Raw genomic sequence first — 15,433 nt, 5'->3', positions numbered from 1 at the left:
GAGATGCCATGTTCCATGACCGAGACCATGATGGCCTCAAGGACGTGGGCCTGACCTTCGGTTGGTAATCGACCGCTGATCAGGAGATATGCGAGTTCACCAAAGCTGCGTTTGCCGATCATTGAGGTCAGCAGGTGACCGCGAATGAGAACGTCGTCGTCTCGCACTTCCGCTATGTCTGTTGACCAGTCGTCAGTTGTCGACGCCATGGGCGCCTTCCTCTCGTAGAGATGTATGGTTCGAGCTATCGTGATCGAGTTAAGAGATCTGATCGATGACGGAAGGCCTGCGGAACGACTAGCCATGCTTGGCGAGTTCTGCTTCGAAGGTGGGAATCGTGTCGGTACCCACCACGGAGCGACTTCTGAAGTTCGCCCCATGCCGGCTCGACCTTATGAGGGGCCTGGATGTGCATTCGGTACGGAATATTGCAGACGTGGCGGATTGGCGGCTGCCGATGACGAACATGTTCGGAAAGGCGTTGGTGTAGAGGCCATGAAGCGACCCGCCCACCGCCACCCCACTTGTCGTCCACCGTGACCCCGTCACGCCCGATCACGTCGTACCGGCCAGTCCGCCTCATAATCGGAACCGCCGACATGGACGGCGTGCTCTGAGATTCTGTCGGGTCCTGACCGTCGGTGTCGATCAGCGTCTCCTTCAGCCTGTTGAACGCCTGCAGGTAATCGTCACTGAAGCACGGCCTCTTGCAGAACCGACCGTAGTACGGCATAAGACCAGCTGCGATCTTCTCATCGACCACAATGTCTGCGATCCGACGGCGAATCCGCTGCATCTGCTGGTAGTCGAAAACTTCCACCACCTTCCCAGCGGTTACCAGTGACATGGACTGCGTATCCGGGCGATCGCACACCTGCTTCCACTGATCCTTGACCAGGACGCGATCAAGACTCTTGCCCTCCAGCACAATGTCGAAGTTCATCTGGCGGTCGGCCTGCCAGCCCTCGGTCAAACTCGTCCACCACTCCACGTCGGTGGCCCCGTTGCCCCGGAAGTCGATGATCGACGGAGTCTGCTGAAAAACGTAGAACTCCCTGGCCGACTCGGCGATATGCGGCACCGCCTGGACGGCCGTGGCTCCTGTGTCCTCGAACTCAACCCTCTCACCATCCGAAATCATCCACACCATCCACCCACCCTTCGCTCGCCCCACGCCGGGCCGCCAACCACACGTCACTCACCACGCGACCAGCCGCACCATCAAGACATTAATGGAATCGCATCCACCAACTCGATGGTATCGTACCCAGAAATGAAAATCGAGAGCTTCTTATCGGGCTATCTCATTAGCGGGAATGTCCTTCGCTTTCAGGCTGTCCGCACTCGGACTACTTAGGTCAGCGAGATAGCAGCAGCGCTTCGCCCTGGCCTCCGCCGCCGCAAAGTGCCACGGCTGTTTTACCAGCGCCGCGGCGCAGGAGCTCGTGCACGGCGGAGACGACAACCCGGGCACCGGATGCGCCGATGGGATGGCCGAGGGCGATCGCTCCACCGTTGACGTTGACTTTGTCCATGGTGAGACCCAGCTGCTCGGCCGAGTGCAGGGCCACGGAGGCAAAAGCCTCGTTGATCTCCACGAAGTCCAGGTCCTCCACCGCCCAGCCTGCTGTCTCAAGGGCTTTGTTGATGGCGCGGGCCGGTTTGTCTGGCAGAGAGGTGTCCGGGCCTGCGCACTGCCCCGGGGCACCCACGGTCGCAAGGATCCTGAGGCTATGGCTCTCTGCATAGCTGCGGGTAGTCAGGACGACAGCGGCGGCACCGTCGTTCAACGGGGAGGCGTTGCCGGCGGTAACCGTGCCGGTTGGGGAGAAGGCCGGCCGCAGACCGGCGAGCGATTCAGGTGTGCTGTTGGCGCGCACGCCCTCGTCGCTTCCTACGAGTTCCGCCTCCCCGCCACGCCGGGACACCTTGACCGGGACGATCTCGGCGTCAAAAAGCCCGGCGGCCTGGGCGTCCGCGGCCCGGCGGTGGGAGTCGGCGGCGGTTTGGTCCTGATCGGCACGAAGGATACTCAAGGCATCATTGACCCGGTCTGTCGCCAGTCCCATTGCCTCGTGGTCGAAGGCATCCGTGAGGCCGTCATGGGCCGCGGAGTCGATCAGCGCGGCGTCACCGTAAAGGTGCCCGACGCGGGAACCCCGCAGCAGGTGCGGGGCGTTACTCATGGACTCCTGGCCGCCGGCGACTACCACTTTAACTTCTCCCAGCCGCAGCATCCGGCTAGCATCGATGATGGCGCTCAGCCCGGAGAGGCAGACCTTGTTGACGGTTACCGCGTGAGCGCTCATCGGGATGCCTCCTGCCACGGCAGCCTGCCGGGCAGGGTTCTGTCCGGCTCCCGCCTGAAGGACATGTCCCATGATGACCGCGTCAACGGCGTCAGGACGGATCTTCGCCTTGTCCAGCGCCCCTGCGATCGCGGCGCCGCCGAGTTCAACAGCGGACAATGCAGCGAGCTGGCCCATCAGCCTGCCCTGTGGTGTTCGAGCGGCCCCGACGATGACAACATCAGTACTGCGATTCATTTTTTCTCCTTGAACGGGTAGCGAGAACGCGTGCGGCGAAACCCAGCGACGCGGCCATGAAGCCGCGTTCCAGGAGTGCCGCATCAACCAGGCCAAGCTCTGGTGCCGCCTCGGCCGAGAGGATCTTGCCTTCCAGTGAATCCATGATTACCAGGCGGGGAGGCGGCAGGCGTCGGTCGAGCCCACAATTCAGATAGCTCGATTTCCGCTTCTGGATACGATACCGTAACTCCGTGGATGCGATTCCACGATTTTCTATAGCGCCCCTGGAATCAAGTCAGACACACCGGAACTCAACAACGAAGCACAACCAAATAAAAAAGCTCATGGATCAAGACGTCGTCTTTCGTGTACAGCGATCGCGAGTGCACTTTTTCCAGGACCGGGGGCCGATAGAAGGTACAGAACCACAAGGAGTCGGACCATGACGCTGGACGTCATCAATGTCAACGCTAGACCCCACATCGAGGCAGGGTCGGAACTACTACATGCAGCGGTTGGCTGACAAGCATGCAATCAGCAACTGGGTGCGGTCTACCCGATCCGCATCGACAGCCGCGACCTGGACGTCGAACACCGCGAGTGCGACGGCATTGGCGCACTTCTGGACGCTGTTTTCGTCGTTCCTGCCTGAAGGGCAGGAAGGGTTGGAGGAGATCGGCGCATTCGTGAACACGGAGACCCCTGTGACGAGGGTGGGCTGCTGGCCAGCGCGGTAGTGGCGCTCATATCTTCTGTGGCGCGACGAGTTCACCTTCCGGATGATTTTGGCTCTTCACAAAATAATTTTGCGGCGTCGATCCGCGTCGTAATCGGTATCTCTCATCAGAGTGATCACTAGCAAGGAGAAAAAAGTGCGTATAGGAATTCTCGGTGCCGGCAACATCGGCACGACGCTGGCCCACCGTCTCGCCGCGGCGGGTCACCAGGTCAAGGTCGCCAACTCCCGTGGCCCCGAAACGGTGCCGGCCAACGCGCTGAACAGCGGCGCAACGGCGGTCACAGCGAGCGAGGTCGTCGACGGAGTTGACGTCCTCATCACCTCGGTCCCCTTTGCGCGGATACCTGACCTCAGGCCGCTGATCGAACAGCTTCCCGACGATGCAGTGGTCATCGACACCTCGAACTACTACCCCCATCGCGACGGAAACATCGCCGCGGTCGACGAGGGGCAGGTGCAGAGTCTCTGGGTCAGCGAGCAGTTTGGCCGCAAGGTGAACAAGGCATGGAATGCCATCAACACTGGCTCGTTCGACTCCAAAGCAACGCCGGTGGGTCACCCAGACCGTCTTGCAATTCCCGTCGCCGGCGACAGCGACGCTCAGCGTGCCTTGACCATGTCGCTGGTCGAGGAGACAGGGTTCGATGCCCTCGACGCGGGCCAACTCGAGCAATCGTGGCGCCAGCAGCCAGGCACACCTGTCTACTGCACGGACTTCACCAAGGAGAAGGTCGCGGAGGCCCTTGCAGCAGCCGACAAATCGCGGTCTATCCTTCGACGCGACCTGATGATCCAGGTGAACCGTGAAATTTTGAACGACCCTACCTCCGTGAGAGGTGAGGACTACATGGTTCAACTGCACCGCGTCTTCAACACGTAAGGCGCGGTGGCCTCTTGAACTGACGCCATCCGCGAGTTGCCAGGACCAGCGCCGGCCTGCTGCCTGACGCGGCATCTCCGATGGATTGATTGGATCAGTGCACACTCGAATCGCGATGGCGCTGTTTGAGGTGTGTCCGATTTTCGGATGGATCCGGCCTGGCGCTTTGTTCGTCAGCATTCCGCAGCACTTAGTTCCACCCGAAAAGACGCGGCGCTAACACCAGCCGGCCCCTAACCGTTCGAGTTCTCAAAGGAGAGACTTATGAAGAATTTATATGAGCCCAACGTCACCATGGCAATGCGGGACGGAGTGACACTGGTTGCTGACATCTGGCGCCCGTTCGAGGGAACGGCGCCGACGCTGCTCATGCGGACGCCGTACAACAAGCGCACGCCTTTTATTTACGGCGGGCCGGGAACGTCAATGCCCGCCCTGATGGCACTTGTGAACGCCGGGTTCGCGGTGGTCATTCAGGACGCGCGCGGCACCTACGGTTCTGAGGGTGAGTTCGAGCCTAAGATTAACGAAATTGCTGATGGTCAGGACACGGTAGCGTGGATCACCAGGCAGGACTGGTCAAACGGTATGGTCGGTATGTACGGGGCCTCGTACATGGGGATGACCCAGTGGGCCCTGGCGATCAAGGAGACGCCCGGCCTGAAGGCCATCGCTCCGACGACAGCAGCCTCGGACTGGCACTCAGAGCTCTGGTACTCAAAGGGTGGGGCCCTGTCTTTGAGCCTTGTCACCTGGTGGAATGCCATCATGTATGCCGCCGAGGAACAGCGGGACCTGGCAGGCGGCAAGACGACTGACCCTAGCGCGTTGATGCGGCTCGGCGGCTCACTCCTGAACCCGCTTTCGCTCAACGATGCCACGCCCGTCGCCGATTTGCCCGTGATCGGAAAGGGACGGTGGTTCGACGATTGGTTGGGCCACCCCGACTTCGACAGGTACTGGGCAGATCAGGACTGGTCCCCCATGGTCAATTCAGTGGAGGTTCCGGTGCTGGCCACCGGCGGCTGGTACGACCTCAAGATAAACGGGACGGTCGCCGACTTCATCCGGGTCCGCACCCAGGGGGCGTCCGAGACGGCACGCGAGGACTCCCGCCTGATAATTGGCCCATGGGAACACGGGAACATGACCGGGCAATTTGCAGATCGGCACTTCGGGATCCTTGGCGCCGGGGATGCCACAGAGGCGCACATCGCCTTCTTCGACCAGACGCTACGTGGCCTGACACCCGACTCCCCCGCCCCCAGGGTACGGATCTTCGTCATGGGCATTGACCAGTGGCGGGACGAGCAGGACTGGCCCCTACCCGACACGTCCTACACCGACTACCACCTGCACAGCGGCGGGTCGTCCAACACCCGGCACGGTGATGGCACACTCCAGCCCGGGCCGTCCTCGACGAAGGCCCACGACGAGTTCCGGTACGACCCCCGCGATCCGGTGCCCACCGCCGGCGGCGCCCTTCTACCGTCCGTTCCCGGAGTGGTCGGGCCAGTCGATCAGAAGGTGGTAGACGGCCGCCCCGATGTCCTCTGCTACACGGGACCCGTCCTCGACCAGCCCATTGAGGTTACAGGGCACGTTGAGCTCAAGGTCTTCGTCTCTTCCAACGCCGTGGACACCGACATCACCGCAAAGCTCGTCGACGTCTTCCCGGACGGCCGGGCGATCAACCTCTGCGACGGCGTCCTGCGCCTGCGCTACCGTAACGACCTATCGAACCCCGCACCCCTGACCCCTGGTGAAGTGTACGAGGTTACCGTACCGATGGCTGTGACCTCCAACGTGTTCCTACCCGGACATCGCATACGGCTCGACATCTCCAGCAGCAACTTCCCTCGCTACGACCAAAACACGAACACCGGAGGTTTCATCGCCCAGGAGTCGATCGACGAGGCGGTCGTCGCGACCAACCGCATCATGCACGGACCCGAACACCCCAGCCGGCTCATCCTCCCCGTCATCACTCGATAAAACAACCGGCGAGCCGACCGTTCGCACCGAACTGCCAGGTAGTCGGACCCGGATAATCCGGAGCACGTGGGCGCATGGGAAGAACTCGTCGTCCGATTAGGGCACACTCCAACCTGACAAATTTCGTGGCTAGTCTTGACTTCTTTCTAAGACGAGCCTAGAACTCAACCTGACGGGTTCAGGGTTGGAGGCAATCGGTGGCCGGACAGCGGATCGGGTATGTACGCGTGAGCACGCTGGACCAGAACGAGAAGCGCCAGCTCGAAGGCCAAGTGCTGGACCGCGTGTTCACGGACAAGGCATCCGGCCGGGACACGTCCAGGCCGGAACTGACCGAGTTGTTGCTATTCGCCCGCGACGGCGACACCGTGGTGGTGCACAGCATGGACCGGCTCGCGCGCAACCTCGATGACCTTCGTGCCCTCGTCCAAGGACTCACCCGCAAAGGCGTCCGGGTGGAGTTCGTCAAGGAGAGTCTGGTTTTCACCGGCGAGGACTCCCCCATGGCCAACCTAATGCTCTCCGTCATGGGAGCCTTCGCCGAGTTCGAACGTTCCCTCATCAGGGAACGCCAGAAGGAAGGGATCGCCCTGGCCAAGCAGCGCGGCGTCTACAAAGGACGGAAGAAGATCCTGACTCCGGAGCTCGCGGCCGAGCTGGTCCAGCGGGCCGGCAGCGGCATTTCAAAGGTCGTCCTTGCCCGCGATTACGGGATCAGCAGGGAGACGGTCTACCAGTATCTGCGCCAAGCCAACTTGTAGGGGGTCCCTCCCCTGCCAAGTCACTGCTGCTGTCACAGCTTACGGAACGTCCACTACCGGCGTCAGAACATGACGATTAGATGTAGAGGAGGAGACGGGTTTCATCCCTGTTTTCGAAGCCGGGCTCGTTGGCCCGACGACTAGCTTCCCTCCGCTTTAGGGACTACTATCAGTGAAAACGAACAAAACGATAATTTCGCAGAAAACGGATAAGCGAGCAAACCATGGCTACGAGTACAGCGACCAAGGAAACCTTCCTCGCACCAGAGGCGCCTCACTCTGGAAAGAYCTACAACTTCATGGAGGCCCATGCCGAGAAGAACGGCTCGCAACCTTCTCCTCAGTTCTTTCTTTCCGGTGCTGAAGCCGGCGACCAGGTTGAGATCCCCCACGAAATCTATGAAGTGCTCGTTAAAACCGTGGAAGCAATGCGTAAGGGCCTGGCCATTACCATCACACCCAGTTCCATGACTTTGACCACTCAGCAGGCGGCAGAGCTGTTGGGCGTTACGCGCCCGACGCTCGTTCGCCTCCTCGATAGCGGAAAGATCCCCTTCGAAAAGCCTGGTACTCACCGGCGCATCAAGCTTGAAGACGTCCTAGCTTTCAAGGAAGTCCGAAAGGCGGAGCAATACGAAGCCTTGGATTCCTTGGGAGCTATTGACGATGTAAACCCCGAAGCAGCGATCAACAGGATGAAGAAGGCCCGTGCTGTGGCGGCGGAGCGCCGCCGACAGCACAAGGAATGACACCATAGGAGTCATGTTCACCGCCCTCCTTGACAGCTGTGTCCTCTGGCCCAGTACGCAACGCGATTTTCTGTTATCTCTGGCATTCGAGGGGGCTTACCGCTTCATCTTTAGCGAGTCCATCCTCATGGAGGCCGAGGCAAACGAAGAGATTAAGCGTGTCGAGCGAGGGGACAGCGTGGAAGAAGCGAGGGAAAAGGCCTTGCACCTGGTCGACCGGATGCGTTCCAGCTCGGAGACGCGATCGTCACGAATTGGGAAGGGCTCGAGGGGGCCTACGGTTGCCTGATCCCGACGACGAACATGTGTTGGCTGCAGCAGTTGTGGGCGGTGCTGGCAGCATCGTAACCGAAAATTACCGCGACTTCCCTGAAGAAAAAATCCCTGCTGGCATCCAGGTAGTGAGTGCGAAGGACTTTGCCTTTGACACGGTCTCCATGAGGCCAGATCTGGGTCTCCATGCCGTCATGGCCATGTCCACCCGGTCAGGGCGGAACGGTACAGCGTCCTCCCCAGAGGACATCCTAGATACCTTGAACAAGCTGTGCGGCATGGACGCGGCCACGGCACTAATTCGGGAGCTCCTCTAGCGAACTGACAGACCCGACCCAACAAGCCAGACTCGAATTGTCCAAGGCGCTTTGGACAATTGGCCACAGCCGTTCTTCGCCCATTGACCGCGAGCGCACATCCCGTCACGATTCGCAGCTTAAGACAGATCATGTCACCGATTTGACCCCCGGTGCCAGAGCAAAGCCCCGGCGGGCCGGCACCGCCGTGGGCCACCGCATCCGCCCTCCCGATTTGAAGTTTTTCCGACTCAGCTGCCGGAGACGCTACTTGACGGAATCACTGTTATCGGTGTTTCAGGGTGTGATCTGAAGTGTGGTTCAGCCCTTGATTCTCCCGATTCTGGGAGAATCCGGTGTTTCCGCAGGCCGGAAGTAGATTTGCATTCCTTCATGATTCTGGCGCGTCATTTGAATTTGATCCACTGCGGCCGAAAGGGCTATTGACAGCGATGCCATCGCCACTTCGTTGCACTTTGCACCATTTCTGACTACGATTCCAGAATACGAACGATTGAACCCGTTCGGCGAGCGTGCGAACGTAATCAGCGGCGCCGGGCGTGACGCGGATCATGAGAAGAAACTCAAAGGAGAGACATGGGATTGCTCGAAAACAAGGTGGCCTTCGTTACGGGGGCTGCTCGCAGCCAGGGCCGCTCGCACGCCATCCGTCTGGCGCAGGAGGGGGCTGACATCATCGCTCTCGACATCTGCTCCCAGGACGTCGCGACGGTCAAGTACGATCTGGCGACCCGGGCCGACCTCGACGAGACGGTGCGGCTCGTCGAGGGCCTCGGCCGCCGGATCGTGGCCAGAGTCGGTGACGTGCGCGAGCTCGCCCAGGTGCAGAAGGTCGTCGATGAGGGCCTTGACACGTTCGGCCACATCGACATCGTCATCGCCAACGCCGGAATCGGGTCCGGAGCGGTCTCCTGGGAGGTGACGGAGGAGAACTGGCGCGAGGTGATTGACATCAACCTCACTGGTGTTTTCAACACCACCCGGGCGACGATGCCGTCCATGATTGAGCGGGGTCGAGGCGGATCCATCATCATGACAAGCTCGACGGCTGGGATCATTGCGTACCAAAACACCGCTGCCTACTCGGCGTCGAAACACGGCGTGATCGGGCTCATGAAGGGCCTCGCGCAGGATCTCGGCCCGCACAACATCCGCGTCAACGCCGTGTGTCCCACCAACGTCAACACGCCCATGATCATGAACCAGGCGCTGTTCGACATGTTCGCGCCGCACATCGAGAACCCCGGCGTCGACGACGTTCGCGGTGCGTTCGCCTCTCTCAACGCCCTCCCGGACCTGCCCTGGATCGAATCGAACGACGTGTCAGATGCGGTCGTATGGTTGTCTTCCGATAACGCCAAGTTCATCACCGGGGTCGCGCTGCCGGTGGACGCCGGCAACACCGTCAAGAAGGGCTACTGATGCAGACGGTTGAGCACGACTCCTTCTTCATTGACGTGGCTGGCGCGCCGCAAAGTCCGACCGATCCTTTGAAGTGATTTCACCGCGCTCGGAAGAGCGGGTTGGATGTTTCCCCGCCGCGTCGCGGGAAGACATCGACGACGCGGTCGCCGCAACGCGCCGGGGCCTTCGATGAGGGCCCGTGGCTCCCGGACGAGCCCAGCCGAGCGCGCGGATTACCGGCTTGTATCCCTTAGGCACCCCCTGTTGAGGTGGGTGGTCGTCGTTTACGGTGGCCTTGGGAGGGGCCGGGGTGGTCAGCCAACTATGCCGGCATTACCCCCTCGAACTGGTCCTCCGGAACGATGAACCAGCCCCGCAGGGCCATCAGTAAAGAAGAACCGGCGCCTCTGCGTCTGGCCTTCTACCAAGCCGGCAGCGTCGCCCGGACCATGGACCCTCAGCTGGCTGCGTTCTACCACCGGCCCATGACCGAACACGGCCACTGCCACACCCAGGCCACCATCGCCGTCGCCAGGAAACTGGCCGAAAGGACCTGGAAAACCCTGACCACTGGGCAAATGTATGAGCTGCGTGACCTCGAGGGGCAGCCGGTCACCAAACGGGCCGCGAAGGAGCTCATCGCCTCCCGCTACAACGTCACTCCCAAACAGCGCACCCAGTCCCGGTCCCACACGATCGAAGCGAAACGGGCACGCCTGACAAGGTAGCCAGCATCACCATCGATACCGTTCGGCAAGCGGTCTGAGACCACAGGCGCTCTCCCGGGCCACCACCAGCCCGGGCGTCAACAGCCCCCCGCCGATCGTCCTTCCCGGATGGATAGCACCCGACCGTCACCTGCAGAACACAGGTGACGGTGCACTCAACCCTGCCTGTCGTCCAGAGCCAAAAAAGGCTTGACTCGCTAGGGAATCTCTTCACGGTTCGTGGGGAAATGGATCCCTGGAATGAGCGTCATGCCGCCGTCCTGACGGGCACTTCTCAGAGAATAACCGATTTGTAACTGGCGGCGTTGCGGTACCGGCGGGCGGCTCGCTTGATGTTCTTGATCGCCATGTTGATGGCCTCGACCTTGCCCGTCGTGGCACCGGCGATGATCAGCACGTCGATCTCTTTCCACCATCTGCAAACGGTGCGGTAGAGCCTGTTCGTTTCCGGCCGTGCGGCTGCCTTGACCAGCTCCTCGAGTACCTTCTTGTCCGCCGCAGCGTCTTCCAGGGAGCCGGTCCGCAACAGGGCCCGGAGCTGTTCAATGACCTTCCAAACGGGCTAGAGGATGCCCGTTGGATCGTCCACGGCGAACACTTCCTTGAGTCGGACGGCGGCCCGGCAGCTAAGTGTGCCGCCGCCGCGCAGCAGGAGCATGCGGTGCGCCCAGGCCTTGTCGACGGCCCGGCCGCGCCGGCCCTTGACCTGTTGAGAGAGGTTCTGCCGGGTCTCGGTCATGGCCTGGTTGGCAAGCGAGATCAGGTGGAAATGATCAACCGCGACTGCCGTCCGTGGAAGCCATATCCTGAACGCCGCGGAAGGGTCGAATGCCACGACCTGCACGGCCAAGCGCCATTCCAGCGGTCGGGCGAACAGCCAGTCCCCGACGCCCTTGTGGTCACGGCCGTCGACCACGCCAAGGACCTGCCCGGTTGCCAAGTTCACGATGGTTGTCATCCACCGCTCGAACCGTGTCCACGCCTTCGTTGACGGGTCCTGAAAGCTCACTGCGCGCTCGCGCAATTCCGGGATCCGGTCCGTGAGGCTAGGAAATGGGTTCTCCTTGCCGAGTCCCGATGAAAGTACGAGAAGTGGGTTCACATCCATGCCAAAGCCTCAGCCATGGAGACATCTCGTTCCGTCAACTTAGGCCCAGTACTCCATCGCGGAACTCGCAGACCGACTCCGCGAACGGGGCGTGGATTTCCGGTTTCGGAATCCACCGGCTGGCTCACACGAAGCTCCGATCAACCTCCCGATCGAGGCACCTGCGTCGAAAATGCATTTGACCTCGCCGGATTAGATGCATCTCATCGGATTGGTCTTCACTACAGACACGAGCTCCTGCTCCACCACCAACATCTCACGCAGTAACAACTACTTCCGGGGCTGAGGATCGCTAGCCTGCCAGGGGCGTCGGCGCGGGGCGCCTGCTCCCGGCGAACGAAATATGTCACATGGTCCGTACACTCTTGACCGTTCCGAGCCCCCGCTGGGCGTCCATGGGCGCAAACTACCTGCCATTGAGACGCCTATGCCTCCATCTCCCCATCGTCCGGTGATGCGGCTCATGTGCTGACGAGCTGATGTTGACTCCTGCCTCGTCTCAACCCCGGATGAATTCTGCCATGCGTTCACCGATAAGTACTGCGGTGGCGGCGGGGCCGCGGGTGGGTGCCGTCGGGAGAATGGATGTGTCGGCCACGCGGAGCGCCGTCACGCCGTGAACGCGGCCGTATTGGTCCACGACGGAGTCGGGGTTGTTGGGGGATCCAAACTTCGCGCTGCCGCAAAGATGGATGGCTGTCCCCAGACGGGAGCGCATCCAACTATTGAGTAGGGTGTCGCTCTGAAGGATCGGCTCCGTTAGCTCCGTCAGGTCCTGGAAAATCGGGCTGAAGGCCTTGGACCGCAGCAGGCAGACGGCGGTTCGGACGGCCTCGCGCATCCGTCTGAGGTCAGTTTCTGCGGAGAGGTAGTCGAAGTCGATTCGAGGCTGCACTTCAGGGTCTGCTGATTTCAGGGTTATTTGACCGCGTGATGTCGTTGATTGAAGTGATACGAGGAAGGCAAGGTCTCCTGGGTGAAGGACTTGGGTAGGCTTTTGGGATCCATGCGCTGCATGTGGCTGGCTTCCTGTCAGGAGGTAGTCTATGGGTTTGAGAAGGGGGAGTATTTCCAGATCGCCCGGACAGGTTGAACCTCTGGCGGTGAAATTGAGGACACCGGCCATTGATTGTGCCGTGCGGTAGTCGACTAACGGAACCTTGGATCTCCAGGTAATGGCGAGGTTAGGGTGGTCGCTGAAGTTTTTGCCGACGCCAGGCAGGTTTTTGATCACCGGTATGTGGAATCTATTCAGTTCGTTTTCGGGGCCTAGCCCGGACAGAAGTAGGATGTGGGGCGTCTTCACGGCGCCGGCAGAGAGAACGACTTCGTTTGCTTCGAGGGTGGTGATCGCCCCGGCGCGGAGGACTTCTACGCCTATCGCTTGGCTACCCTTGAACAGCACTCGGCGCACGTACGAGTTTCCCTCCACTGTCAGGTTCTGGCGGTCGCGTACGGGGGTGATGTAAGCCATACCGGTGTTGATCCGCAGCCCACTGACGCTGTTTGAGGGCATAGGTCCGTAACCGGGTCCATCTTCGCTGTTCTTGTCCCGTTCCGCCGGGAAGCCCAGTTCTTTGACGGCCCGTCCAAAGGCTTTCGTCACGGGGTGGTCTTGCAGCGGGCGGGATACGGTCATTGGACCAGAGCCTCCGTGCATATCGCTCTCACCGTATTGAAGGTCATTCTCCAGTTTTTTGTAAAAGGGCAGGACTTTGTCCCATCCCCATTCCTCATTTCCTCCGGAGGACCAGCGGTCAAAGTCTTGTTTCGGCGCTCGGATGAAGTAGGTTCCGCTGATCGCGGTTGATCCGCCCAGGATGCGGCCCCGGGTGATGGAGTAGGGCAGGTCCGGCGTCAGGTAACCCATGAATGACCAGTTATGGGGATGATCAGGCATGGCTCCTTGCACGGTCCCGGCGTTGAGCAGCTCCGGCGGGAAGTCCTCCGTGCTGGCCGGCACTGGACCTGCTTCGAGCAGCAGCACGGTTCGTTTCGGGTCTTCAGTTAATCGGGCCGCCAAGGGAGCTCCTGCGGCTCCAGCTCCGACCACGATGACGTCGTATCTCATGTGGTGCTCTTTTCTGTGTGCATGTCATCTCCTTGGCGCATCCATGTGGTGCTGTTCGTTTCTATGGCAGCTTGCAGGGCGCCCTGACTGGATGTGCCCAAGCTTGGCTAGAGGTCAGTTGGGGTTTTTTCGGATGTCGGGCAGCAGGCACCGGAGGGAGCGGCCTCTCAGTGCGCTGGACCAGACGCCGGTCCCGTATGCCAGGTCGTCGAGGCGACGCGCGAGGGCAAACCGAAACAGATCGAGTTGGGGGCGGGTGCGGCGGTACTCCCATAACGCGTCCACGACGCAAGCCACAATGAGGGCGCGGCGCAACCTACGGGAGAAAATGCTCGCCGTGATGGCCAGAGGCCACCAGTGGCGGACAAAGAGGGCCATGGTCTGTGTTTGTGCTGCCAGTGCTCCGCGCGCAGTCAGACTGGCAGCAAGTCGGACCGGATGCGAGCTTCTGCCGAGTTTCTTGGAGATCTGCCGCGCAGCAAAGGCAGCAATCACTCCTGCTGCCGGAACCGACCACGTGCGCTGGCACAGGATGGCGGCGACAACGGCGACAGACCAGGGTGCGAAGACTGCTGGTGCGATTGCTTCCGGGTGCCGAAGAGAAAGGGCGTGAGCCGAGGTTCCGTAGAACGTCTTTCGGGACAGCCATTCTCCTATGGTTTGCCGGTGCTCGTGCCACACTTTTGCCTCGGGTTCGAAGCGGACCCGCCATCCCTGTTCAACCAGGCGCCAAACGAGGTCGACGTCCTCTCCTACACGGCTTCCGGAGGTGAATCCTTCGCCCAGGTCATCGGTTCTGGCCAGCATAAATGCCCCTGGCAGCCACGACACTGGGGACCGGGGCCGGACTGTAGCCGGGAAGATTCCCAGATCCAGGGAGGACCGTGCCTCTTCGTACCGTTCGATCCAGTTCATGCCGTTTCCGTCGTCCAAGCCAAGTACCCTGGGGCCGACCAGAGCAACGTTCCGGTCATTAAAGTGCTTCAGGAGGAGTGGAATGGTGTCCGGATTGAGCACAATGTCGGAATCGGCGAAGGCCACGTATCGCGTGGTTACGTGCTTCAGGCCCTCATTGCGAGCCTCTGCCGGGCCACTGTTGGACGGCAGGCGCACCAGGCGTGCGCCGTGTCTTTCTACAACTTCCCGGATTGCCGCAGGGTCAGGGGAACAGTCGTCGACGACGATAACCTTTTGGTGCTCTCCAATGCTCGTCAGCAACCTGGCCAAGGCGATGGGGCGTCCGAAGGCTGGTATGACAACCGTTACCGACGAAAGGTCAAGGCCAGGCAACGATTCGAGCACGGGATCGGCCATCCCGCTCTCCAATAGCCTGTCCACCAACAAGGCAGTAGGAGTGTCTGTCACGACTAGCGTCCTGTCCTGAACCATTTTGCTGGCAAGCTCCGTAAGGTAAAGAACCCGTGTCGGGGATCCCCCGACAAGTTCCCTCCCCCTGTCGGCGATTTTCACCCGTCGGTTCAGCCTTACGGTAAAACCAATGGGGAGATCGGATCGCCGCACCGTCACGGTCGGCCACCCACGATACTGACCTCTTCCTGGCCCTCGGCTATGTAACTCGATACGGTTTCCAGCTGAGGTTGGACGCCGTCAGGAGAGCCGTACAGGTGGGCCACTGTGAAGCCTTGCTCCCGCCAGATGAGCTCCCTGGCCTGGACACCATCTACTGCCATCCACAGACCGGACCCGTCAGGCATCACGTCATCAACGTAACCCCGTCGGTGAACTTCCCTATCGCGGCGAACTTCCACGAATTGCCGAGCAAGCGTCGCCCAATCCGCGGAGTCCTGGGGAATGAGGTCGGTGGGCATCCGCTCAGTCGACACGGGGATTCCTTTCTTCAGCAACCAGCAGCATGACAA

General features: G+C 60.8%; 15 protein-coding genes and 1 pseudogene. 7 read left to right on the top strand and 9 right to left on the bottom strand.

Annotated elements, in window-relative coordinates; genetic code table 11:
- From AB4074_RS20945 to AB4074_RS20925, 5 genes are all read right to left on the bottom strand, one after another.
- The coding region (locus AB4074_RS20945) for a hypothetical protein (protein WP_441415115.1) at positions 1–209 on the bottom strand (209 nt) is incomplete at its 3' end.
- A gap of 35 nt (positions 210–244) precedes the next feature.
- Entirely contained in the window at positions 245–1,150 is a 906-nt protein-coding gene (locus AB4074_RS20940; protein ID WP_441415114.1) for a hypothetical protein, read from the bottom strand.
- Positions 1,151–1,358: 208 nt separating this feature from the next.
- A complete protein-coding gene (locus tag AB4074_RS20935) occupies positions 1,359–2,546 on the bottom strand; it encodes an acetyl-CoA C-acetyltransferase (protein ID WP_441415113.1) in 1,188 nt (395 codons plus the stop codon).
- Positions 2,530–2,691: a hypothetical protein gene (locus AB4074_RS20930; protein ID WP_441415112.1), complete on the bottom strand. Its 162-nt coding sequence runs from the start codon at positions 2,689–2,691 to the stop codon at positions 2,530–2,532. Before AB4074_RS20930 ends, AB4074_RS20935 begins: the two co-directional genes overlap by 17 nt.
- Before the next feature lie 339 nt (positions 2,692–3,030).
- On the bottom strand, positions 3,031–3,300 hold the full coding sequence (locus AB4074_RS20925; RefSeq protein ID WP_441415111.1) for a hypothetical protein: 270 nt from the start codon (positions 3,298–3,300) through the stop codon (positions 3,031–3,033).
- Positions 3,301–3,400: 100 nt separating this feature from the next.
- On the opposite strand from AB4074_RS20925, the gene AB4074_RS20920 reads away from it, so the two are divergent.
- The 7 genes from AB4074_RS20920 (at position 3,401) to AB4074_RS20890 (ending at position 10,374) form a co-directional block, all read left to right on the top strand.
- On the top strand, positions 3,401–4,147 hold the full coding sequence (locus tag AB4074_RS20920) for an NADPH-dependent F420 reductase (RefSeq protein WP_441415110.1): 747 nt from the start codon (positions 3,401–3,403) through the stop codon (positions 4,145–4,147).
- 264 nt (positions 4,148–4,411) lie between these two features.
- Positions 4,412–6,142, top strand: a complete 1,731-nt coding sequence (locus tag AB4074_RS20915; RefSeq protein WP_441415109.1) for a CocE/NonD family hydrolase — start codon at positions 4,412–4,414, stop codon at positions 6,140–6,142.
- 197 nt (positions 6,143–6,339) lie between these two features.
- Positions 6,340–6,903 (top strand): recombinase family protein, encoded by a 564-nt coding sequence (locus AB4074_RS20910; RefSeq protein ID WP_441415108.1) that lies wholly within the window; start codon positions 6,340–6,342, stop codon positions 6,901–6,903.
- A gap of 224 nt (positions 6,904–7,127) precedes the next feature.
- On the top strand, positions 7,128–7,652 hold the full coding sequence (locus AB4074_RS20905; protein ID WP_441415107.1) for a helix-turn-helix domain-containing protein: 525 nt from the start codon (positions 7,128–7,130) through the stop codon (positions 7,650–7,652).
- Positions 7,653–7,933: 281 nt separating this feature from the next.
- Positions 7,934–8,242: a hypothetical protein gene (locus tag AB4074_RS20900; protein WP_441415106.1), complete on the top strand. Its 309-nt coding sequence runs from the start codon at positions 7,934–7,936 to the stop codon at positions 8,240–8,242.
- A gap of 576 nt (positions 8,243–8,818) precedes the next feature.
- Complete coding sequence (locus AB4074_RS20895; RefSeq protein WP_441415105.1) at positions 8,819–9,664, top strand: mycofactocin-coupled SDR family oxidoreductase; 846 nt, start codon at positions 8,819–8,821, stop codon at positions 9,662–9,664.
- A gap of 251 nt (positions 9,665–9,915) precedes the next feature.
- Positions 9,916–10,374: a transposase gene (locus tag AB4074_RS20890; RefSeq protein ID WP_441415104.1), complete on the top strand. Its 459-nt coding sequence runs from the start codon at positions 9,916–9,918 to the stop codon at positions 10,372–10,374.
- A 274-nt stretch (positions 10,375–10,648) separates the two neighbouring features.
- Here the strand turns inward: AB4074_RS20890 and AB4074_RS20885 are convergent.
- The 4 genes and pseudogenes from AB4074_RS20885 to AB4074_RS20870 all read right to left on the bottom strand — a co-directional run bounded on the left by AB4074_RS20885 (position 10,649) and on the right by AB4074_RS20870 (position 15,397).
- Positions 10,649–11,482, bottom strand: a pseudogene (locus AB4074_RS20885) (ISL3 family transposase).
- A gap of 499 nt (positions 11,483–11,981) precedes the next feature.
- Positions 11,982–13,553 carry a mycofactocin dehydrogenase MftG gene (gene mftG / locus AB4074_RS20880; RefSeq protein ID WP_441415103.1) on the bottom strand — a complete coding sequence of 524 codons (1,572 nt, stop codon included), beginning with the start codon at positions 13,551–13,553 and terminating at the stop codon, positions 11,982–11,984.
- 114 nt (positions 13,554–13,667) lie between these two features.
- Positions 13,668–15,074 carry a mycofactocin biosynthesis glycosyltransferase MftF gene (mftF, locus tag AB4074_RS20875; protein ID WP_441415116.1) on the bottom strand — a complete coding sequence of 469 codons (1,407 nt, stop codon included), beginning with the start codon at positions 15,072–15,074 and terminating at the stop codon, positions 13,668–13,670.
- Positions 15,075–15,076: 2 nt separating this feature from the next.
- Positions 15,077–15,397: a hypothetical protein gene (locus AB4074_RS20870; RefSeq protein WP_441415102.1), complete on the bottom strand. Its 321-nt coding sequence runs from the start codon at positions 15,395–15,397 to the stop codon at positions 15,077–15,079.
- Positions 15,398–15,433: the final 36 nt, after the last annotated feature.

Source organism: Arthrobacter sp. 2MCAF14 (assembly GCF_052115645.1).
In the GTDB taxonomy this organism is placed as follows: domain Bacteria; phylum Actinomycetota; class Actinomycetes; order Actinomycetales; family Micrococcaceae; genus Arthrobacter.
This window is presented reverse-complemented; position numbering and strand designations above follow the sequence as displayed.